The organism is Thioalkalivibrio sulfidiphilus HL-EbGr7 (assembly GCF_000021985.1).
GTDB classification, from domain to species: Bacteria; Pseudomonadota; Gammaproteobacteria; order Ectothiorhodospirales; family Ectothiorhodospiraceae; genus Thioalkalivibrio_A; species Thioalkalivibrio_A sulfidiphilus.
Genome location: NC_011901.1, coordinates 205,943 through 227,405, shown reverse-complemented (window position 1 = coordinate 227,405; position 21,463 = coordinate 205,943). Strand labels below are relative to the sequence as shown.

Genomic DNA, 21,463 nt, shown 5'->3' with positions numbered 1-21,463 from the left:
ATCCCCATGGGTGGCCTGCTGCTGCGCGTGCTGCTGGGCCTGCTGGCCCGACTGCCGCTGCCGATCAATCACGCCCTCGGCGCGGGGCTCGGCTGGCTCGCCTGGCTGCTGCCCAACGACCTCAAGCGCATCTCCCTGGACAACCTGGCACGCTGCTATCCGGATGAATCCGAGACCTGGCGACGCCGGGTGGCCCGCAGGAGCCTGATGGAGACCGGCAAGGCGCTCACCGAGGCATCCTGGCTGTGGCGCGCAGGCCCCGAGCGCATCGCCGCCCTGCTGGACGGGGTCGAGGGCTGGGAACACGTGGAGCGGGCCCTGGCCGAGGGACGCGGCGTGTTCCTGGTCTCGCCCCACCTGGGCAGCTGGGAGTTCGCCGGCCTGCATGCCGCCTCCCTGGGACCCATGACCAGCCTCTACCGCCCGCCCCGGCAGAAGGCCCTGGACGGCCTGTTGCGCCGCTCCCGGCAGGCCACCGGCGCCAGGCTGGTGCCCACCACCCCCGGCGGCATCAAGGCCCTGCGCCAGGCGGTGGAACGGGGCGAACTGATCGGCATGCTGCCGGACCAGACGCCGAAGGGTTCCAGCGGCGTGTTCGCCCCCTTCTTCGGCCACCCGGCCTACACCATGATCCTGCTGGCACGGCTGGCGGCACCCGCCCGGGTGCCGGTGATCTTCGCCTACGCGGAGCGCCTGCCCCGGGGCCGGGGCTACCGCTACCACTGCATCCCCGCCCCCGAGGGCCTGTACGCCGAAGACCCGGTGGAGGCCGCCGCCGCCATCAACCAGGCCGTGGAGACGCTGGTGAGACAGTGCCCGGAGCAGTACGCGTGGAGTTACAAACGCTTCAAGAAGCAAGAAGTGTGAATTGGGAAGTGCGAAGTAAAGGCCTTTTACTTCCCTCTTCCCAATTCACACTTCCCCCTTTTAGTAGACCTTCTTCTCCCCCGCCGGCCGCGTCTTGAAGTACTTCAGCGTCCACAGGTACTGGGCGGGATGGCGGCGGATGGACGCCTCGATGGCCTGGTTCATGCGCCGGGCGTCCTCCTCGGCATCCCCGGTCGGATAGTCCTGCAGGGGCGGCTCCAGGCGCATCTCGTAGACGTCCTCCTCCGGCAGGTAGACGCTCAGGCTGGGCAGCACGGCGGCGCCGGTGAGTTTCGCGAGGCGACCCAGGGCGGGCAGGGTGGCCTTGGGCACGCCGAAGAAGGGCACGAACACCGAGTGCTCCGGACCCAGGTCCTCGTCGGGCAGGTAGTAGAAGAAGCGGCCCTGCTTGATGTGTTTCAGCGCCGGGCGCAGGCCCTGCTCCCGGGCGAAGATCTCGCCGCTGTACTGGGTGCGGCTCCTGTGGTTGATCCACTCCACCAGCGGGTTCTTCATGGGCTTGGCGAAGGACACCCCGTCGTAGAGCTGGCTCATGCGCAGGCCGCCGAAATCCAGGGACGGGGCGTGGGGGGCCAGCACGATCACCGGCCGGCCCGCCTCCCGGCAGGCCCGGTAGTGTTCCTCGCCGCTCAAACGGATGCGCCGGGCGTGGGCGCGGGGGCCCCGGAACCAGAGCAGCCCGTAGTCCACGAAGCATTGCGCGGTGGTGCGGAAGTTTTCCCGCGCCAGGCGTTCCCGGGCCGCCTCGTCCAGTTCCGGAAAACACAGGGCCAGATTGACCGCGACGATGTGCCGCTGTTTCGGGGCGAAGCGCCACATGAGCGCCGCCAGGCCCGCGGCCGCACCGCGGATGACGAAACGGGGCATGACGCTGAGCAGCGCCACCGCGCCCAGCCCCAGCCAGGTGGGCCAGTAGCGGGGCGCAAGCAGTCCGGCGTGAAACGGCGCGCGGTAGGCCTCAGCCATCGGCCCCGCCCAGCTGCTTCTCGGCCCGGCGACGGAACACCTGCATCTCCTTGGCCGCCTGCTTGTCGCCCTTCTCCTCAGCCACGGCGATGCCCTGGTCGAAGGCCTCGATGGCCGCGGCCTGATCGCCGCTCTCCGCCAGGGCCTTGCCCAGCAGCTTCCACGCCGCCGAGTACTTCGGATCATGACCCACCGCGGCGCGCAGATGCGCCACCGCCTCCGCGGCACGCCCGGCGCCCAGCAGCGCGTTGCCCAGGGAGAAACGGAGCATGGCATTGTCCTGCCCGGCGTCGAGCATGGACTGGAAACGTTCGATCATGGACATGGGGGGATTATAAGGGCCGGAAGCGGGAACAGGAGATATGAGGTACGAAGTGAGAATTGGGAAGTGGGAACAAAGACCACTTCGTACTTCCCAATTCTCACTTCCCACTTCAACCGGTCTTGACCCCCACCAGATACGCCTCATTCCTCCACCCCCGGCTGGTGTCCCCGATCACGCCCTCCTCCCGATAGGCGACGAGGCGCAGGGGCGCGAAGAGTTGCAGCAGCTCATTGGGTGCCAGGCGGAAGGCGGGGTCCGAGGGTCCGGTGGCATCCACCGCCTCGCGGGTGAATGTCTCGTAAAACAGCAGGCCGCCGGGACGCAAGGCGTCGATCAGGGCAGGCACCCGCGCACGGTCGAGAAACCGGGACACCACGATGACGTTGTAGCTCTCCGGCTCGGGCGGTGACTGCTCCACGTCGCGCACCCGCGCCTGCAACGGCAGGGACTGGGCCTGCGCCAGGACATTGAGCTTGTCGGCAGCCACCGGCGAGATATCCCAGGCCTCGGTGTCCAGCCCGTATTGCGCCAGCAGGCGCGCGTTGCCACCGAGCCCGCTGGCCAGATCCAGGGCGCGGCCCTTCTCCGGCAGCAGGTGCGCAAACTCCGTCAGTACCCGGCAGGCCGATGCCTGGGCCACATCGGCGTCCCGGTAGCGGGCATCCCATTTGTCCTGCGTTGGGGTTGTCATTGGGGGTCCTTGGGTACTGTGAGAGAAGCAACTTCTGCCGCAGAGGCGCGGAGGCGCAGAGAAAAATCTGTTTGACAGGATTTACATGATTAACAGGATTGAAAAAAACTGCATGGCGAGCATTGGTTTTACATCATGTTAATCATGTAAATCCTGTCCGATCCCTTGATTTCTCTGCGCCTCCGCGGCATTCCGTTCAAGACCCTATTTGCGCCAGAACGCCGGCGTCAGCAGCACCAGCACCGTGAAGATCTCCAGGCGTCCCATGAGCATGGCGATGCACAGCATCCACTTGGCGAAGTCGTTGATGTCCGCGTAGTGGGGGCCCACGTCGCCCAGGCCAGGGCCCAGGTTGTTGAGGCTGGCGGCCACGGCGGAGAAGGCGGTGACCTGGTCGAGGCCCGAGGCCATGAGGGCCAGCATGATGACGGCAAACACCGCCACGTAGGCGGAAAAAAACCCCCACACCGCCTCCACCACCCGGTCGGACAGGGCGCTGCGCCCCACCTTCACGGCGATCTCCGCGTTGGGATGCACCAGTCGAACCACCTCGCGCTGCCCCTGCTTGAACAGCAGCAGGAAGCGGATCACCTTGATGCCGCCGCCGGTGGAGGCGGCGCAGGCGCCGATGAAGCTGGTAAAGATCAAGAGCACGGGCAGGAAGCCTGGCCAGTTGTAGAAGTCCGTGGTGGTGAAACCCGTGGTGGTGCCGATGGACACCGCCTGGAAGATGCCCTGGCGCAGGGTCTCGCTCCAGCCCTCGGTGGTGGCGGTGTAGTAGAGATAGCCCACGCTGACCGCCGCCACGGTGGAGATGATCAGCACGTAGGTGCGGAACTCCGCGTCCTGCCAGTAATGGCGCACGGACAAGCCTCGCCAGGTGAGGAAGTGCAGGGCGAAGTTCACGCCGCCCAGCAGGATGAAGGTGATGGCCACCGCTTCCACCGCCGCGCTGTCGTAGTAACCGATGCTGGCGTCATGGGTGGAAAAGCCGCCCAGTGAAACGGTGGAGAAGCTATGCGCGATGGCGTCGAAGGGCTCCATGCCCACCGCCCAGTAGGCCAGGGCGCAGGCCACGGTGAAGCCCAGGTAGAGATACCACAGGGCCTTGGCGGTCTCGGTGATACGCGGCGTGAGCTTGGTGTCCTTCACCGGCCCGGGCATCTCGGCGCGGTAGAGCTGCATGCCGCCCACCCCCAGCATGGGCAGGATGGCCACTGCCAGCACGATGATGCCCATGCCGCCCATCCACTGCAGCTGCTGGCGGTAGATGAGGATGGCCCGGGGCAGATCGTCCAGGGCGGTGATCACCGTGGCGCCGGTGGTGGTCAGCCCGGACATGGACTCGAACACCGCGTCGGTCACCGAGATGTGCAGGGCCTTGTCCAGGTACAGGGGCAGCGCGCCGAACACCCCCAGCACCAGCCAGAACATCAGCACCACCACGAAGCCGTCGCGCAGGCGCAGCTCGCGGCGCACCCGGTACACCGGCGCCCAGATGATCAGGCCGGTGAGCAGCAGGATGGCGAAGGCCTCCAGAAACGGCCACATGCTCTGCTCACCGTAATAAAAACCCACGGCGGCAGGCGGCAGCATGGTCACGCTGAACAGCATGATCAGCAGGCCGAGGATGCGCTGGATGACGGTCAGTTGCATGAAGGCGCTAGAGACAAGAGGCAAGAGGCAAGATACAAGACAAGGCCCTCATGCCACTCACAGGAACGTTACGCTCACGGCGAACAGGCGCTCCACTTCGCGGATGCGGCGCTTGTCCACCAGGAACAGGATCACGTGGTCCTCGGCCTCGATGAGGGTGTCGTGGTGGGGGATGATCACCTCGTCACCGCGCACCAGGGCACCGATGGTGCAGCCCTTGGGCAGTTTCAGCTCCTCGACGCGCCGGCCCACCACCTTGGAGGTCTTGGGATCGCCGTGGGCCACCGCCTCGATGGCCTCGGCGGCGCCGCGACGCAGGCTGTGCACCGCGACCACGTCGCCACGGCGCACGTGGGTGAGCAGGGCGCCGATGGTCACCTGTTGGGGCGAGATGGCGATGTCGATCACGCCGCTCTCCACCAGGTCTACGTAGCTCGGGCGATTGATGATGGACATCACCTTCTTGGCGCCCAGGCGCTTGGCCAGCATGGCGGACAGGATGTTGGCCTCGTCGTCGTTGGTGAGCGCGCAGAAGACGTCTGTGCTCTCGATGTTCTCCTCGATGAGCAGGTCTTCGTCGGCGGCGTCACCGCGCAGCACGATGACGTTGTTGAGCACCTCGGACAGCTCCTTGGCGCGCTCCTTGTTGTGCTCGATGAGCTTGACCTGGTACTTGGGCGTCAGCACCTCGGCCAGGCGCCGGCCGATGTTGCCGCCGCCGGCGATGATCACCCGCTTGTAGGGCTTGTCCAGCTTGCGCAGTTCGCTGGTGATGGCGCGGATGTTCTTGCGCGCGGCGACGAAGAACACCTCGTCTTCCGCCTCGATGATCGTGTGTCCCTCGGGAAAGATCGGGGTGTTGCGCCGGAAGATGGCGGCCACCCGGGTCTGGATGCCGGGCATGTGCTCGGTCAGCTCGCGCAGTTCGTGTCCCACCAGGGCGCCGCCATGATGGGCGCGCACCGCCACCAGCTGCACACGGCCGTCGGCGAAGTCCAGCACCTGAAGGCTGCCGGGATGCTCGATGAGACGCTGGATGTAGGTGGTGACCAGCTCCTCGGGGCTGATGAGCACGTCGATGGGCAGGGCATCCTGGGCGAACAGGGCCTTGTGCGCCAGGTACTCGGCGGCACGCACGCGGGCGATCTTGGTGGGGGTATGGAACAGGGTGTAGGCCACCTGGCAGGCGACCATGTTGGTCTCGTCGCTGTTGGTGACGGCGACGATCATGTCCGCGTCCCGGGCGCCCGCCTTGATGAGCACGTCCGGGTGGGAACCCACGCCCACGATGCCGCGCAGGTCGAGCCGGGCCTGCAGCTCGTGCAGCACATCCGAACGGGTATCCACCACGGTGATGTCATTGGCCTCGTTGGCGAGGCTCTGGGCCACGGAGGTGCCCACCTGGCCGGCACCCAGGATGATGATCTTCATGCGCCTGCGTCCACGATGGCTGACAGGGCCGAAATTCTAGCACCATCCGTGGGCATTATTCGCCGCGCCCCTTGCGCGGCTCGATGCCCAGGGCCTTGAGCTTGCGGTACAGGTGGGTGCGCTCCAGGCCCACCTGCTCGGCGAGCCGGGTCATGTTGCCCTCGGCCCGTTCCAGCTGCTGCAGGAGGTATTCCCGCTCGAACTGTTCCCGGGCCTCGCGCAGGGGCAGGTCCATGGGGATCACCCCCGGGGCGGCCTCCTCGGCCAGGCGGGGACTGCGACCGGCCAGGGCCAGCTCCACCTCGGTGCGCGAGATGTCATCGCCGCTGCCGAGGATCAGCAGGCGCTGCACCACGTTGCGCAGCTCACGCACGTTGCCGGGCCAGTCGTGCTGCCGGAGACGCTCCACCGCCGGCTGACTGAAACGGCGCAGGGGCAGGCCTTCGTGCTCGTGGAGGGTGGCGACGAAGTGCTCGATGAGCACGGGCACGTCCTCCAGGTGCTCGCGCAGGGGCGGGATCACCAGGGGCACCACGCTCAGGCGGTAGTAGAGGTCCTCGCGGAATTCGCCGGCACGTACCAGGGACTCCAGGTCCTTGCGGGTGGCGGCCACCACACGCACGTCCACGTCGATGGGTTCGCTGCCGCCCACGCGGGTGATGCGCCGCTGTTCCAGGGCGTTGAGCAGACGGCCCTGCACGTGCAGGTCCATGTCCGCCACCTCGTCCAGGAACAGCACGCCGCCGCTGGCCCGCTCCAGCAGGCCGCGACGCACGCGCTCGCCCTGCTCCTGGCCCAGCAGTTCGATGGCCGACTCCTCGGGGGCCAGCGAGGCCACCGCCACTTCCACGAAGGCATGGGCGCGGCGGCTGCTCTGGCTGTGCAGGTAGCGGGCGAAGGTCTGCTTGCCCACCCCGGCCTCGCCGCTGATCAGCACCCAGGTGTCGTGCTGGGCGATGCGCCGCACCTGTTCGCGCAGGCCCTGGATGCGCGCGCTCACGCCTTCCGGGTAGACGGCCCGTTCCAGCTGCTGGCGCAGGCCGATGTTCTCCCGGGCCAGCTGATCCGCCTCCAGGGCGCGGGAGACGGTGAGGATCAGCTTGGCCAGGGACAGGGGCTTTTCCAGGAAATCGTAGGCCCCCAGGCGGGTGGCCTCCACGGCGGTCTCCACGTTGCCGTGGCCGGACATCATGACCACCGGAAAATCCTCCGGCGCCTGCTGCTTCCATTCCTTGAGCAGGCTGATGCCGTCGCCATCGGGCATCCAGATGTCCAGCAGCGCCAGGTCGGGCGCGCGGGCACGGCTCTCGTCCCGCGCCTCGGCCAGGGTACCCGCCACGCGCACAGAGTAGCCCTCGTCCACGAGGATCTCCTGGACCAGGTCGCGGATGTCCGGTTCGTCGTCCACCACCAGGATGTCTGGCGTACTCATGCGATCTCCTCTTGCAGGTCCTGGTGGGAGCCGGCCACCGGCACGCTGGCCGGCAGGCGGATCACGATGCGGGCGCCGCCGCTGGCGCGGTTCTCGGCCCAGACCATGCCGTTGTGTTCCTCGACGATCTTCTTGACGATGGCAAGCCCGAGCCCGGTGCCCTTGGGCTTGCTGGTCACGTAGGGTTCGAACAGCCGGGACATGAAGTCCTCGGGCACGCCGCGGCCGTTGTCCTGCACGCGCAGCTCCACCACCGTGCAGCGCGCCTCGCGCACACAGCGGGTATCGACCTCCAGGCGCGGCTCGGGCACCCCTTCCAGGGCCTCGAGACCGTTCTTGATCAGGTTGTGCAGCAGCTGGCGCATGCGCCCGGCATCGGCCAGCACCGGCGGGAGCCTGTCGGCCAGGTGCAGGCGCAAACGCTGGCCCACGCCGGCGTAAAGATCCGCCACCTCGCGCACCAGGTCGTTGAGATCCAGGGGCTCCACCGACACCGCTGGTGTGTGGGCGTATTCGCTGAAGGCATTGACCATGGATTTCATGGCCTCCACCTGCTGCACGATGGTGTGGGTGGAACGCTCCAGGACACGGGCCTCATCTTCCGGAAGGCTGGGCTTGAGCTTGCGCTGCAGGCGCTCGGCGGAGAGCTGGATCGGGGTGAGCGGGTTCTTGATCTCGTGGGCCAGGCGCCGCGCCACCTCGCCCCAGGCGGCATCCCGCTGGGCCTGCAACAGGGCGGTGACGTCGTCGAACACCACCACCTGACCACCGCGCATGCCGCTTTCCGGGGGCAGTTTCACACCCCGGCACATGAGCACCTTGCGCCCTGCGGCGCCGAACACGGTGATCTGGGCCTGCCATTCGTCCTGCTGCTGCCGCAGCTGGGTGTCGATCTCGTCCAGGAAACGCTGCACCTGGGCATGATGCCGGCCGATGTCACCCAGACTGCGCCCGGACTCCCGGGTCAGGTCCACCTCCAGGATCTGGCTCGCGGCGGTATTGGCAGTGCGCAGCATCATGTCCCGATCCAGGGTAACAACGCCGGATGACAAATGTTGCAGCACGGTCTCCAGGTAGGTGCGCCGCCCCTCGGCCAGGCGCCGGCTGCGCTCGGCCTCGTCCCGGGTGGCGGCCAGGGTCGCGGTCATGGCATTGAACGAGCGCACCAGGAATCCCAGCTCGTCGCGCTGGTTCACCGGCAGCTTCTTGCGGTATTCGCCGGCCGCCACCAGGCGCGTGCCCTCGGCCAGTTCACGGATCGGCGCCACCATGCGCCCGGCGGAATAGAACGCCGCCCAGATGGCGCCCAGCACGGACACCAGCAGGGCCAGGGACAGGGTGATAGCGAAGCTCTGCTTGAGCGGCGCGCGCAGGTAGGCGAATTCCTTGTACTCGGAGAAGGCGTCCTGGACGCTGTCGGCGAGCTGGCTCATGCGCGCCTCCACCGGGTAGATGGCCTGCAGGATGCGTCCCTCGTCGGCGGGACTGCGGGCGCGCACCGGAACCACCACGCGGATGTACAGGCCGGTGTCGTACACCGGCTCCAGGGCCACGTAGTTCTGGCGCTGGGCGAGCACCAGGAACACCTCCTGGCTGGGTAGACTGGGCAGCCGGCGCAGGGTGTCGCCGATGCTCGAGGCGATGATGCGGTTGTTGCTGTCGATCAGGGTCAGCTCCGCAGCGCCGCCCCGGTTGCGCAGATCATTGAGAGTGAATGCCGCAAGCCCCTCAGCGAGGTCCACGGTCTCCTCGGCCAGGGATTCCGTCTGGCGGGTGAGCTGGCGCATGCGCAGGTCCAGGGAGCTGCGCGACAGTTCCAGGGCGTCCTCCAGGGCCTTTTCCACGCGCACGTCGAACCAGCTGTCGATACCCTCGTCCAGGAACTTCATGGAGAAGTAGTAGACCACCCCGGCCGGGGCCAGGGAGAGCACCACGAACAGCAGCACCAGCTTGAGTGTCAGGCGCGAGCCGGGCTCGCCGCGCAGCAGCTGGGCCACCGCCTGGTAGACCTTGGTGCCGATGAGCACCGCCAGGAACACCAGGCCCAGGGTGTTGAGCAGCAGCAGCCAGATGTAGAGACGTTCGAAGCGCGCGGAGTTGCGTGCCGCATCGCCCATGACAAACAGCGAGGCGAGCAGCAGCAGGAAGATCACTGCCATGGGCAGCAGGCCCAGGGAAAGCCTTTTCAGCGCAGCGACCATGTGTACCAGTCACTCACCGGACTCCATTCCCCACTCATGTAGGCCCGCGCCCGCAGCGGCAGGGGCAGGGCGTCCACCGCCAGGCGTGCGCGCAGGCGTACCGTGTAGCTGGCATCGTCATCCAGCAGGGCGGCGTCCAGCAGGGGAATGTTTTCCAGTTCACCCAGGGTGGTCAGCAGGGAGGGAAAGCGGAAGAAGCTCTGCTGGGCACCGCTGTTGAGATGGGTCAGGAGGTAGAGACGGCTCAGCGCGTGGTATTCGATGCGGTAGCGCTGGGTGATGGTGGCCACCTGGGCGTCCCAGAGCCAGCCCCGGGCCTGCGCCACCTGCACCTGTACCTCGAACACCAGGGACACGCCGTTGTGCAGGGCGTCTGTCAGGGCGGGGCTCATGCGGTAGTGGATACCGGCATCCAGGTAGTAGACCCCGCCCGAGAGCTGGGTGCGCGCGAAATCCACGGCAATCCAGGGCTGCGCGGGCTGCGCGGGCGCGGCGGCAGGCAAGGCCATCAGGCAGCCCGCCAGCAGCAGGCCCATGAGTCGCAACGGACTGGCGAGGGAGATCTTCAAGTCTGTTTAATCAGCCTGGCGTAGTAGAAGCCGTCCATGCCCTGTTCTCCGGCGAGTATCTGCCGCCCCGGCGAGGTACTGCGGCCAAAGTCTTCGGGCAACGGGCTCTCTTCGGCATCCCCGTGGGCCTGCAGAAAGACGCGCACCTGATCGGCATTTTCCCGGGGCAGCAGCGAGCAGGTGGCATACAAGAGCATACCCCCCGGGGCCAGCAGGGGCCAGAGCGCTTCCAGCAGGGCCGCCTGGCGGGCCGCGAGCCTGGGAATGTCTTCACCCTTGCGCAGCAGCTTGATGTCCGGATGACGCCGGATCACGCCGGTGGCGGAGCAAGGGGCATCCAGCAGGATGCGATCGTAGGCGCCGCCCTCGTGCCATTGCGCCGGATGCTCGCCGTCTCCGGCCACCAGCCGCGCCCGGCGTCCGGCCCGGGCGAGATTCTCCTCCACCCGCCTCAGGCGCTCGGCATCCACATCCAGGGCGGTGAGATCCAGATCGCCGGCCACCGACTCCAGCAGGTGCAGGGTCTTGCCACCGGGCGCCGCGCAGGCGTCCAGCACCCGCATACCCGGCCGACAATCCAGCAGCGGTGCCGCCAGCTGCGCCGCCGCGTCCTGTACCGAGACCAGCCCCGCGTCGAAGCCCGGCAGCTGGTTCACGTCCACCGGTGCCGCCAGCACCAGGGCCGAGGCGGCCACGGGATGGGGCTCAGCGTCATGTCCCGCTTCGGCCAGGCGCACCCGGTAGGCCTCCCGGGTGATGCGGGACAGATCGACCCGCAGGGTCATGGGGGCCTGCGCGTTGAGGGCCTCGCCCAGCGCCTGCCAGTCCTCGGGCCAGGCCTTCCTGAGCGCCCCCAGCAACCAGTCCGGCAGGGACAGACGCAGGGCCGGGTCCCGATCCAGATCGGCCAGCAGGGCATCCCCCTCCCGCTGCACCCGGCGCAGCACGGCGTTGACCACCCCGGTCGCCCAGGGCTTGCCCAGGCTCTTCGCCAGTCCGGCGGTCTCCTGGATGGCGGCATAGTCCGGCGTGCGCAGGTAGAGCAGTTCGCACAGTCCCATCTCGATCACCAGCCCCACGTCCCGGTCCTTGTCGCGCATGGGCTTGCTCAGCAGGCGCCCGGTCAGTGCCTCGAGCCGGTGGTGCCAGCGCAAGGTGGCGAAGGCCAGGGCCTGGGCAAAGGCCCGGTCCCGGGGCGCCAGCGGCGCCAGCAGCGGCGGCAGCACGTCGGAGAGGGAGGCGCCGTTGATGACGACACGCTTGAGGGCCTTGAGGGTGATCTGGCGGGGGGACACGGTTCGTTAAGTGAGAAGGGGGAATTGGGAAGTGAGAATGTCAGGAGCTATTGTGAAGCGAGTGTCAGGAGGGTGAAAGGTGCGTGGCTCGTGCCTTTGAACTTTTCGCCCTTCCCAATTCTCACTTCGCACTTCCGCCGAGCCTTTTGCCGAGCAGCGATCTTCCGGCAACCACCTGCTCCGCCGTCAGCGGCCTGCCGCCCGGAAACTGGATGCGGGTGAGGCGCAGCAGGCCCTCGCCGGTGGCCACGTCGATGCCTTGCGGCCCCTCGGCCACCACGGTGCCGGGGGTGGCGGTGACCGTTGAGGCCACGGGTGCGGCGGCCCAGATGCGCAGCGTCTCGCCGTCGAGGTGGGTGAAGGCCACGGGCCAGGGGTTGAAGGCGCGCACCTGGCGGTCCAGCGCGGCGGCGGACAGGAACCAGTCCAGCTCCGCCTCCGCCTTGCTGAGCTTTTCGGCGTAGGTGGCCAGGGCCTCGTCCTGGGGCTCGGGCCTGAGCCGGCCGGCCTGCAGGTCCTCAAGACAATCCAGCAGCAATTGTGCACCCTGCTCGGCCAGCCGGTCATGCAGTTCCTGGGCGGTATCCCCGGGGCCGATGGGAGTCACGGCCTTGAGCAGCATGTCGCCGGTGTCCAGCCCCGCGGCCATCTGCATCAGGGTCACGCCGGTCTCGGCATCCCCCGCCAGGATGGCCCGCTGGATGGGCGCGGCGCCGCGCCAGCGGGGCAGCAGGGAGGCATGGATGTTGAGGCAACCGTGTTTAGGGATCTCCAGCACCGCCCTGGGCAGGATGAGCCCGTAGGCGGCCACGACCATCACGTCGGGCGCGTAGGCCCGCAGACGCGCCTGCACCTCCGGGGGCTTGAGCCGCTCGGGCTGCTCCACGGGGATGCCATGTTCCAGGGCCAGGTGCTTGATGGGGCTTGGGGTGAGCTTGCGCCCGCGCCCCGCGGGCCGGTCCGGCTGGGTGTAGACCGCCACCACGTCATGGGGTGAATCGATCAGCGCCTGGAGCGCCGGCACGGCAAACTCCGGCGTGCCGGCGTAAACGATGCGCAGCTTGGGGCTGGGATCCAAGGTTCTGTCTCGGGTCAGAGGGAGTGACGAAAATCAAACGCGTCGCGAAGGCGCGAAGGCGCGAAGGTACAGAGAAAAGCAAGGACTGGACAGGATTTACATGATTGACAGGATGAATTCTGTGACTGAAAAGCCCTCTTTTTCTCATGAATCCTGTCAATCATGTAAATCCTGTCGAATGATTTTCCCCGCGTCTTAGCGCCATTGCGACGAGGTCACGTCTCAAATGGCATGCTGCCGGTCGATGTTTTTCGGCAGGGCGCCCTGGCGGGTGAGCTTTTCGAGTTTTTTCTGGATGCGGTTGCGTTTGAGCGGCGAGAGGTAGTCCACGAACAGCTTGCCGTCCAGGTGATCCATTTCGTGCTGGATGCACACCGCCAGCAGGCCGTCGGTCTCCAGTTCGAAGGGCTCACCGTTGCGGTCCAGGGCGCGCACCCGCACCCGGTCGGCGCGGCGCACGGTCTCGAAATAACCGGGCACCGACAGGCAGCCTTCCTGCATCTCCTCCTCACCCACGCGATCCAGGATCTCCGGGTTGATGAACACCAGGGGCTGGTCGTTGTTCTCGGAGACGTCGATGACGATCACCTGGCGCTGGACATTGACCTGGGTGGCGGCCAGGCCGATGCCGGGGGCGTCGTACATGGTCTCGAACATGTCGTCCACCAGGCGGCGAATCTCGTCGTCGACCTTGTCCACCGGCACGGCGCGCTTGCGCAGGCGGGGGTCGGGAAAATGCAGGATCTCAAGCTTGGCCATGACCGTTCGTCCGCTGTTGACCCGCCTTGGCGGGATATTCGTGCAGCATTGCAGGTTTTTCTGCTAATGTTGTGATCATACTCATATAATGTGGTCAGTTAAGGGCTTATCAACCCGGCCGGATCGGGGTTATTTTCACCATCCGACCATCGAACATCAGAAATAATTCCAAGGGGGAATGATGTCCGCCATCCATCCGACTCGCACCGGACAGATCCTGTCCGCCACGGCCCTTATTGTAGCGTTACTGGCCGGCGGATGCGCCAGCACCGAGCCCGCCCCCGCGCCAGCACCCCAGCCCACCCCGGCACCCGCACCCGTCGCCACACCGGCGCCCCCGCCGCCCGCACCGGCCCCGGTCCAGGTACGCGAGGCCGCGCCCGAGCGCTACGTGGTGCAGCGGGGCGACACCCTCTGGGACATCGCCAACACCTTCCTGCGCGACCCCTGGTACTGGCCCGAGATCTGGGTGGTGAACCCCCAGATCCCCAACCCCCACCTGATCTACCCCGGTGACGTGATCACCCTTTACTACATCGACGGCCAGCCGCGCCTGATGGTCGACGGCGGCCCGCGGGTACGCCCGACCCAGCGCCTCTCGCCCCAGGTCCGGGTGGAGGAGCTGCCGCCCTCCCTGGACGTGCCCATCCAGAGCCTGCACCAGTTCCTGGTGCGCCCGCGGGTGGTGACCGAGGAACAGCTGGACCAGGCCGCCTACGTGCTGGCCTCCCAGGACGACCGCATGATCTTCGGCACCAACGACCGACTGTACGTGCGCGGCCTGGACGCCGATGCCCTGGAGGGCAGCCGCTACAGCATGTTCCGCAAGGGTGGCGCCCTGAACGATCCGGTCAGCGGCGAACTGCTGGGCTTCGAGGCCATCCCCGTGGGCGACGCAGAAGTGGTGCGCGCCGGCGACCCGGCCACCGTGGTGATCAGCCGCAGTGACCGCGAGGCCCTCATCGGCGACCGCCTGATGCCCCTGGACAACAGCGACCAGGACTTCGTGTTCACCCCACACGCGCCCCCGATGGACACGGACGGCAAGGTGATCTCCCTGTTCGACGCCATCAGCCAGATCGCCCGCTTCCAGGTGGCTGTCATCAACCTGGGCGAGCGCAACGGCATCGAGCAGGGCCACGTGCTGGCCACCTACCAGTCCGGCCGCGTGATCCGGGACACCATCGCCAGCGAACGCGGCGAAGAGGTGACCCTGCCGGACGAGCGCATCGGCCTGATGATGGTGTTCCGCACCTTCGAGAAGGTCAGCTACGCCCTGGTGATGGAGTCCACCCGTCCCATCCAGGAAGGCTACAGCGTACGTCACCCCTGAACCCGCCATGACGGACACGGACGTCCTCACGGCCTGGCTGCGCCTCTGGCATGCCCCGGGCGTGGGCCCGGGTATCCTCTCTGGACTGATCGAACGCTTCGGCGGCCCCCTGCAGGCCCTGTCCGCGCCGACCCAGGCCCTGCGTGAGGCCGGGCTCGGAGACGACGCACTCTCCTTTCTCGACCGCCATGCCCAGCCCAAGGGCGTGCTTGACGACCTGGAATGGGCCGAGGCCCCGGGCCACCACATCCTCACCCCCGAAGACCCCCGTTTCCCGCCCCTGCTGCGGGAGGTGTCGCCGGGGATCCTGTACGTGACCGGCGATCCGGCCCTGCTGTCCGAACCGCAGCTGGCCATGGTGGGCAGCCGCCACCCCACCCCCGGCGGGGCCGAGACCGCCCGCGCCTTTGCCGCCCACCTGTCGCGCACCGGCCTGGTGATCACCAGCGGCCTGGCCCTCGGCATCGACGCCGCCGCCCACCAGGGCGCCCTGGATGCCGGCGGCGCCACCATCGCCGTGGTGGCCACCGGGCCCGACCGGATCTACCCCGCCCTGAACCGGGACCTGGCCCACCGCATCGCCGAGCAGGGTGCGCTGGTGACGGAATACCCCACCGGCACCCCGGCGCGGCCAGGGCATTTTCCCCGCCGCAACCGCATCATCAGCGGCCTGAGTCTGGGCACCCTGGTGGTGGAGGCGGCCCTGAACAGCGGCTCCCTGATCACCGCCCGCAACGCCGCGGAACAGGGCCGTGAGGTATTCGCGATCCCCGGATCCATCCACAATCCCGTGGCCCGGGGTTGCCACCGGCTCATCCGCCAGGGGGCCAAGCTGGTGGAAACCGCCGACGACGTGCTGGAGGAACTGGCGGAATTGCTGCGCCCGCACACGCTGGATCAGAGTCCTTCGACAACCCCCTCCACAACGACACAAGCTCTTGAATCAGAAATGGATTCTGAACATCAGGCCCTGCTCGACGCGATGGGCTACGACCCGGTCACCGTGGACCGGCTGGTGTCCCGCACCGGATTGACCGTTGCTGCCGTTTCCTCCATGCTGCTGATCATGGAGCTCCGCGGTCAGGTGGTGTCTCTCTCCGGCGGGCGTTATGTCCGCCACCAGCCGGAACCCTGAAATGAAAGAAAACGTGCTAGACGTCCTGATGTACCTGTTCGAGAACTACATCGACGAGGACACCGAGATCGAGCCGGACCGGATCCAGCTCCAGGACAAGCTCCTGGAGGCAGGTTTCCCGGGCGCGGAGATCGACCGTGCCTTCGACTGGCTGGAAAACCTGGCCAACCAGGAAGACCAGCCCCTGGGACAGGCCCGTCACGACTCGGCGCTGCGGGTCTACACCGACCGGGAGGTGGAGCGTCTGGACGCCCGCGCCCGGGGTTTCCTGCTGTTTCTGGAACAGAACGGCGTGCTCGACGCGGGCACCCGGGAGCTGGTCATCGACCGCATCATGGACCTGGACGCCGAGGACATCAGCCTGGACCAGCTCAAGTGGGTCACCCTGATGGTCCTGTTCAACCGGCCCGACCAGGAGGCCGCCTACACCTGGCTCGAGAGCATGATGTTCGATTCCCCGCCGGAATTTCTGCATTGATCCACCCAAGCACCCACGGAGCACGGACACCAGGCCATGAGTAAACACCTGGTCATCGTCGAATCCCCCGCCAAGGCCAAGACCATCAAGAAATACCTCGGACCCGATTTCGAGGTGATGGCGTCCTATGGCCATGTGCGCGACCTGGTCCCCAAGGAAGGCGCCGTGGACCCGGATCACGGCTTTCGCATGAACTACCAGGTGATCGACCGCAACGAGCGGCACGTGGAAAGCATCGTCAAGGCCCTGCGCAAGGCCGACTCCCTGCTGCTGGCCACTGACCCTGACCGCGAGGGTGAGGCCATCTCCTGGCACCTCTACGAGCTGCTCCGGGAACGGGGCGTGCTGGACGCCAAGACCGTGCAGCGGGTGGTGTTCTACGAGATCACCCAGCGCGCCGTGAAGGAGGCCATCGAGCAGCCCCGCGGCCTGTCCTTCGACCTGATCAACGCCCAGCAGGCGCGCCGCGCCCTGGACTACCTGGTGGGCTTCAAGCTCTCTCCGCTGCTGTGGAAGAAGATCAAGCGCGGCCTGTCCGCCGGCCGTGTGCAGAGCCCCGCCCTGCGCATGATCGTGGAGCGCGAGGAAGAGATCGAACGCTTCCAGACCCGCGAGTACTGGACCCTCGAGGCGGACCTCGACAAGTCCGGCCAGGCCTTCAACGCCAAGCTGCACACCCTGGACGGCAAAAAGCTCGACCAGTTCGACATCGCCGACGAGGTCACCGCCAGCGCCGCCCGCAACACCCTGCTGTCCGCCGCCGACGGCAGGCTGCGCGTGGCGCGCATCGAGAAGAAACAGCGCCGGCGCAACCCGGCGCCGCCGTTCACCACCTCTACCCTGCAACAGGAGGCGGTGCGCAAGCTGGGCTTCTCTGCCAGCCGCGCCATGCGCGTGGCACAGCAGCTCTACGAGGGCATCGACCTGGGCGCCGGACCCATCGGCCTGATCACCTACATGCGTACCGACTCGGTGACCCTGGCCGGCGAGGCCATCGCCGAGATCCGCAGGCTGATCGAGCAGCGCTACGGCCGCAACACACTCCCCGAGCACCCGCGCCAGTACAAGACCAAGGCCAAGAACGCCCAGGAGGCCCACGAGGCCGTCCGCCCCACCTCGGTGATGCGCGCCCCCGAGGAGGTCAAGCGCCACCTGACCACAGACCAGTTCAAGCTTTACGACCTGATCTGGAAGCGCACCGTGGCCTGCCAGATGCAGCATGCCACCCTGGACACCGTGTCCGCGGACCTCGCCGCCGGCAGCGAACGCCACCTGTTCCGCGCCTCCGGCTCCTCGGTACGCGACCCCGGCTTCATGGCCGTCTACCAGGAGGGCAAGGACGACGCCAAGGAAGAAAGCGACGAGCGCATCCTGCCACCGCTCGAGGAAGGCGACATCGTCAAGCTCGAGGCCCTGCGTGCCGAACAGCACTTCACAGAACCGCCGCCCCGCTACACCGAGGCCAGCCTGGTGAAGGCCCTGGAGGAATACGGCATCGGCCGCCCCTCCACCTACGCCAGCATCATCTCCACCCTGCAACAGCGGGAATATGTGGAGATGGACAGCCGGCGCTTCATCCCCACCGACATCGGGCGCATCGTCAACGCCTTCCTGACCCAGCACTTCACCCAGTACGTGGACTACGACTTCACCGCCCGCCTGGAAGACGAGTTGGACGAGATCTCCCGCGGCGAGAAGGAATGGGTGCCGGTGATGGAGGGATTCTGGTCCTCCTTCAAGGAACAGATCGAGGAGAAGGAAGCCACCGTGACCCGCGCCGAGGCGGTGCAGTCCCGGGAACTGGGCATCGACCCCAAGAGCGGGCGACCGGTGAGCGTGCGCATGGGCCGTTACGGACCCGTGGTGCAGATCGGCACCAAGGACGACGAGGAGAAGCCCCGCTTCGCCGGCCTGCCGCCGGGCAAGAAGATGGACGCGGTCACCCTGGAAGAGGCCCTGGAGCTGTTCAAGCTACCCCGGGAGCTGGGCGAGACCCCGGAAGGGGAGCCGGTGTCGGTCAACATCGGCCGTTTCGGCCCCTACGTGAAGTTCGGCAGCCGCTACGCCTCCCTCAAGCCCGAGGACGACCCCTTCAGTATCGAACTGCCCCGTGCCCTGGAGCTGGTGGCCGAGAAGAAGGAAGCGGATGCCAACAAGTACATCCGGGTGTTCGACGAGGCGGGCGTACAGGTGGTCAACGGCCGCTACGGCCCCTACATCACCGACGGCAACAAGAACGCGCGCATCCCCAAGGATCGTGATCCCAAGAGCCTGACCCTGGAAGAATGCCAGGCGCTGCTCGCCGCCGCCCCCGAACGCAAGGGCCGGCGCGGCGTGAAGAAAGCGGCGCCGAAGAAAAAGGCCGCGGCGCCCAAGAAGGCCGCCCCGAAGAAGAAAGCGGCGCCCAGGAAAAAGGCGACCGCCAAGAAGAAAGCCGCACCCAAGAAGGCCGCCGCGAAGAAAAACGCCACTTCCGGTGGCGAGTCCGGGGCCGGGTTGACCCGCTAACTTCAGGCACTGCGCCGCCCATGTCCCGCGACGACCCCATGCCCCTGATCCAGGATGTGCACCGCGCCGGCGCCCTGATACGCGCGGGCGGCGTGATCGCCTACCCCACCGAGGCGGTGTTCGGCCTGGGCTGTGATCCCCGCAACGAAGAGGCCGTGGCCCGGCTGCTGGCCATCAAGCAGCGCGAAGTCTCCAAGGGGCTGATCCTGATCGCCGCCGAGGCCGCCCAGCTCGAACCCTATCTCCTGCCCCTGGACCCGCAGACCACCGCCCGGGCCCATGCGGCCTGGCCCGGCCCGGTGACCTGGCTCTGGCCAGTGCGCCCCGACACCCCCCGCTGGCTCACCGGCGATCACGACACCCTGGCGGTGCGGGTCACCGACCACCCCCTGGCCGCCGCCCTGTGCCGAGAGGCCGGCGCCATCGTCTCCACCAGCGCCAACCTGGCCGGCGAGGAGCCGGCGCGCACCGACGCGGCGGTGGTGGCGCAACTGGGCCATCTGCTGGACGGTGTGCTGGCAGGCAAGGTGGGCGGCCGGGACCGGCCGAGTGAGATCCGGGATGTGCGTAGCGGCGCCGTGATCCGGGCGTAGACAGGATCAGCGAAACCCGTCCTGCAACTAGCCCGCATATCTCACCGGGATCGCGGGAGCAGGCGAAGGATTCGTGTCTGTAGGCGCCGCTCTGGAGCGAAACCCATAGCAATGGCTATGGGTTGAGTGAAGAGCAAGCCTACGGGCGCAAAGACGAGCCTGAACCGCGATAGGACACCGGCGGGAACAGACTGTCATGCTGAGGTTGCCGACCATTTCAGTGTATTCCACTTACGTTTCAGCCTGTTGCGCGCCCGCCGGTGTCCGACCGGTGAGATATGCGGGCTAGGGCTTAGTCAGCGGATCTGGTCACGCAAAGGGCGCGGAGACGCAGAGGGCGCAAAGGATTCGTGATCTAAAATCTCCGCGACCTTTGCGCCTTTGCGGTCTCTGCGTGATCAGATTGACCTGCTCCGCGATCAACCCTACGCCGAGCGGGACTCCTCGGGATCGCTCCAGAGGTCCTCCGGCACAGGCACCTGCCCTTCCTCGATCCAGGCCAGCAGGGTTTCCCACTGTTCCACGTCCCGTCCCTGGGTCCCGCCCTTCATCTCGTGCACCCCGACGCCCGCCTCGAAGGCGCGCACGTAGTTCTGGGTATCCCGCAGCACCCCCACCACCGGGATCTGCAGGGAAGTGAGGAAGCGCATCAGGGAACGGAACACCAGGGTGTTGGGCTTGACCCGGTTGGCCACCACCGCGATGCGGTTGTCTGGCCGGGGGATCTTGGCCACCAGCAGCAGGTCGGCGATGCAGCGTGTGGCGGCGTGGATGTCGATGTCCGAGGGCATCACCGGTACCAGGATGCGGTGGGCATCCCGGGTGATCTCCCGCAACTCGTCCCGGGGCAGACCCGCCGGGGTATCCACCACCAGCCGCCGGGTCTCGGGCGGTGGCCGCAAGGCGAAGCTGCGGGTGACGTTGCTCGGCAGCCCGAAACCCTTCAGGCCGTGGACCCGGGGCCATTCCCCGGAGCGCTTGCCGATCCAGCGTGTGCTTGAGCCCTGGCTGTCCATGTCCAGCAGCGCCGGCAGCAGACCCTGCAGGGCATAGTAGGCGACCAGGTTGGTGGCAAGGGTCGTCTTACCTGAGCCCCCCTTGGGGTTCAGGATCACCACCTTGCGCACATCCATTTGTTCTCCCTGCATACATCAAGCATACCCAAAAGCGCGCCCGGCCGTGACAGCTGTTTGTGCGAACGGTCCGTTCATCCGCTACGCTCAAGTCGTGGGGATCATTGTTACCGTCTGAAAAACCATCACGAGGAGACGCACCATGTCACACGTCTACAAGACCCTGGAACTGACCGGTTCCTCCACCACCGGCAGCGACGATGCCATCAAGACCGCCATTGCCAAGGCCGCCAAGTCCGTGCGCCACATGGACTGGTTCGAAGTGGTGGAAACCCGGGGCCATATCGAGAATGGCCAGATCGCCCACTGGCAGGTGACGATCAAGATCGGCTTCCGGCTGGAGGACTGAACCGGGAGCAGCACGGAATCCGCGCCAGCGAAGCGGACTGGCGCATCAGACAAAGACATCAGCAGGGGAGAAACCAAACCATGGGGATCGATCGCGCGTACCTGATGTGGGGCTTGGCCTATGCCGTCGCCGGCATGTGCCTGGGCATCTTCATGGCCGCCAGCCAGGATCACGGGCAGCACGTGACCCACGCCCACGTGCTGCTGGTGGGTTTCGTGCTGTCACTGGCCTACGGGATCATTCACAAGCTGTGGCTGCCCGGGGTGAGCATCAAGTTGGCCCGGCTGCAATTCCTGCTGCATCAGGTGGGTGCGATCACCATGGTCGTTGGCCTGTTTCTGCTGTATGGCCGGTTCGTCAGCCTGGAGCGCCTGGATCCAGTGCTTGCCATGGCCTCCATTGCGGTGCTTGGCGGCGCGCTGCTGATGGGCTTCATGGTCCTGAAGAGCCGGCCAACGGTAGCCTGAGCCGGACTTCCTCCACAAACCGGCATGCAAGCCGGTTCATGCTAGTGGCCCCTGGAGTCATGAAACCAGTCATCGCTCCCTCCTTACCGCAAGCGGCATGATGGGCGGGCGCTTTCAGGGCGTGAGTACAGCGGGCACAGCGCTGGAGATCGTGATACCACCCTTTGAGCTGCACC

20 protein-coding genes are annotated in these 21,463 nt (G+C 66.9%); 8 read left to right on the top strand and 12 right to left on the bottom strand.

All coding sequences use genetic code 11. The features are described from left to right. Positions 1-6: 6 nt before the first annotated feature. On the top strand, positions 7-867 hold the full coding sequence (locus tag TGR7_RS01020) for a lysophospholipid acyltransferase family protein (protein WP_012636794.1): 861 nt from the start codon (positions 7-9) through the stop codon (positions 865-867). Between the two features lie 60 nt (positions 868-927). On the opposite strand, the gene TGR7_RS01015 is transcribed toward TGR7_RS01020, so the two are convergent. From TGR7_RS01015 to def, 11 genes are all read right to left on the bottom strand, one after another. Beyond that, complete coding sequence (locus TGR7_RS01015) at positions 928-1,854, bottom strand: LpxL/LpxP family acyltransferase (RefSeq protein ID WP_012636793.1); 927 nt, start codon at positions 1,852-1,854, stop codon at positions 928-930. Next, positions 1,847-2,179 (bottom strand): tetratricopeptide repeat protein, encoded by a 333-nt coding sequence (locus TGR7_RS01010; RefSeq protein ID WP_012636792.1) that lies wholly within the window; start codon positions 2,177-2,179, stop codon positions 1,847-1,849. The genes TGR7_RS01015 and TGR7_RS01010 overlap by 8 nt, the downstream gene beginning before the upstream one ends. Before the next feature lie 109 nt (positions 2,180-2,288). Continuing rightward, on the bottom strand, positions 2,289-2,870 hold the full coding sequence (locus tag TGR7_RS01005; protein WP_012636791.1) for a methyltransferase domain-containing protein: 582 nt from the start codon (positions 2,868-2,870) through the stop codon (positions 2,289-2,291). Between the two features lie 204 nt (positions 2,871-3,074). Beyond that, positions 3,075-4,526, bottom strand: a complete 1,452-nt coding sequence (locus TGR7_RS01000) for a TrkH family potassium uptake protein (RefSeq protein WP_012636790.1) — start codon at positions 4,524-4,526, stop codon at positions 3,075-3,077. 57 nt (positions 4,527-4,583) lie between these two features. Continuing rightward, complete coding sequence (gene trkA / locus TGR7_RS00995; protein WP_012636789.1) at positions 4,584-5,957, bottom strand: Trk system potassium transporter TrkA; 1,374 nt, start codon at positions 5,955-5,957, stop codon at positions 4,584-4,586. Positions 5,958-6,012: 55 nt separating this feature from the next. Then, positions 6,013-7,389, bottom strand: a complete 1,377-nt coding sequence (locus tag TGR7_RS00990) for a sigma-54-dependent transcriptional regulator (protein ID WP_012636788.1) — start codon at positions 7,387-7,389, stop codon at positions 6,013-6,015. Next, positions 7,386-9,590, bottom strand: a complete 2,205-nt coding sequence (locus TGR7_RS00985) for a sensor histidine kinase (RefSeq protein WP_012636787.1) — start codon at positions 9,588-9,590, stop codon at positions 7,386-7,388. Before TGR7_RS00985 ends, TGR7_RS00990 begins: the two co-directional genes overlap by 4 nt. Continuing rightward, positions 9,575-10,159 carry a DUF4390 domain-containing protein gene (locus tag TGR7_RS00980; RefSeq protein WP_245523010.1) on the bottom strand — a complete coding sequence of 195 codons (585 nt, stop codon included), beginning with the start codon at positions 10,157-10,159 and terminating at the stop codon, positions 9,575-9,577. Before TGR7_RS00980 ends, TGR7_RS00985 begins: the two co-directional genes overlap by 16 nt. Beyond that, a complete protein-coding gene (gene rsmB / locus TGR7_RS00975; RefSeq protein ID WP_012636785.1) occupies positions 10,156-11,454 on the bottom strand; it encodes a 16S rRNA (cytosine(967)-C(5))-methyltransferase RsmB in 1,299 nt (432 codons plus the stop codon). Before rsmB ends, TGR7_RS00980 begins: the two co-directional genes overlap by 4 nt. A 121-nt stretch (positions 11,455-11,575) precedes the next feature. Continuing rightward, a complete protein-coding gene (gene fmt / locus TGR7_RS00970; RefSeq protein ID WP_012636784.1) occupies positions 11,576-12,532 on the bottom strand; it encodes a methionyl-tRNA formyltransferase in 957 nt (318 codons plus the stop codon). Between the two features lie 222 nt (positions 12,533-12,754). Then, positions 12,755-13,291 carry a peptide deformylase gene (gene def, locus TGR7_RS00965; protein ID WP_012636783.1) on the bottom strand — a complete coding sequence of 179 codons (537 nt, stop codon included), beginning with the start codon at positions 13,289-13,291 and terminating at the stop codon, positions 12,755-12,757. Between the two features lie 181 nt (positions 13,292-13,472). Here def and TGR7_RS00960 point away from each other — a divergent pair, with 181 nt between their 5' ends. Genes TGR7_RS00960 through tsaC form a run of 5 tightly spaced genes read left to right on the top strand, consistent with a single transcriptional unit; the run spans position 13,473 to position 19,338 of the window. After that, positions 13,473-14,624, top strand: a complete 1,152-nt coding sequence (locus TGR7_RS00960) for a LysM peptidoglycan-binding domain-containing protein (RefSeq protein ID WP_012636782.1) — start codon at positions 13,473-13,475, stop codon at positions 14,622-14,624. 7 nt (positions 14,625-14,631) lie between these two features. Next, on the top strand, positions 14,632-15,759 hold the full coding sequence (dprA, locus tag TGR7_RS00955; protein ID WP_012636781.1) for a DNA-processing protein DprA: 1,128 nt from the start codon (positions 14,632-14,634) through the stop codon (positions 15,757-15,759). A 1-nt stretch (position 15,760) separates the two neighbouring features. Further along, positions 15,761-16,237: a DUF494 family protein gene (locus tag TGR7_RS00950; protein ID WP_012636780.1), complete on the top strand. Its 477-nt coding sequence runs from the start codon at positions 15,761-15,763 to the stop codon at positions 16,235-16,237. A gap of 36 nt (positions 16,238-16,273) precedes the next feature. Beyond that, positions 16,274-18,745 carry a DNA topoisomerase I gene (locus TGR7_RS00945; protein ID WP_012636779.1) on the top strand — a complete coding sequence of 824 codons (2,472 nt, stop codon included), beginning with the start codon at positions 16,274-16,276 and terminating at the stop codon, positions 18,743-18,745. Positions 18,746-18,765: 20 nt separating this feature from the next. Further along, positions 18,766-19,338, top strand: a complete 573-nt coding sequence (tsaC, locus tag TGR7_RS00940) for an L-threonylcarbamoyladenylate synthase type 1 TsaC (protein ID WP_012636778.1) — start codon at positions 18,766-18,768, stop codon at positions 19,336-19,338. Between the two features lie 425 nt (positions 19,339-19,763). Here tsaC and TGR7_RS00935 read toward each other — a convergent pair whose 3' ends face one another. Further along, entirely contained in the window at positions 19,764-20,471 is a 708-nt protein-coding gene (locus tag TGR7_RS00935; RefSeq protein WP_012636777.1) for a ParA family protein, read from the bottom strand. 142 nt (positions 20,472-20,613) lie between these two features. Here TGR7_RS00935 and TGR7_RS00930 point away from each other — a divergent pair, with 142 nt between their 5' ends. Both TGR7_RS00930 and TGR7_RS00925 read left to right on the top strand, forming a co-directional pair. Then, positions 20,614-20,820, top strand: coding sequence for a dodecin (locus tag TGR7_RS00930; RefSeq protein WP_012636776.1), 207 nt, complete (start codon positions 20,614-20,616; stop codon positions 20,818-20,820). Between the two features lie 80 nt (positions 20,821-20,900). Beyond that, positions 20,901-21,287: a hypothetical protein gene (locus tag TGR7_RS00925; RefSeq protein ID WP_012636775.1), complete on the top strand. Its 387-nt coding sequence runs from the start codon at positions 20,901-20,903 to the stop codon at positions 21,285-21,287. Positions 21,288-21,463: the final 176 nt, after the last annotated feature.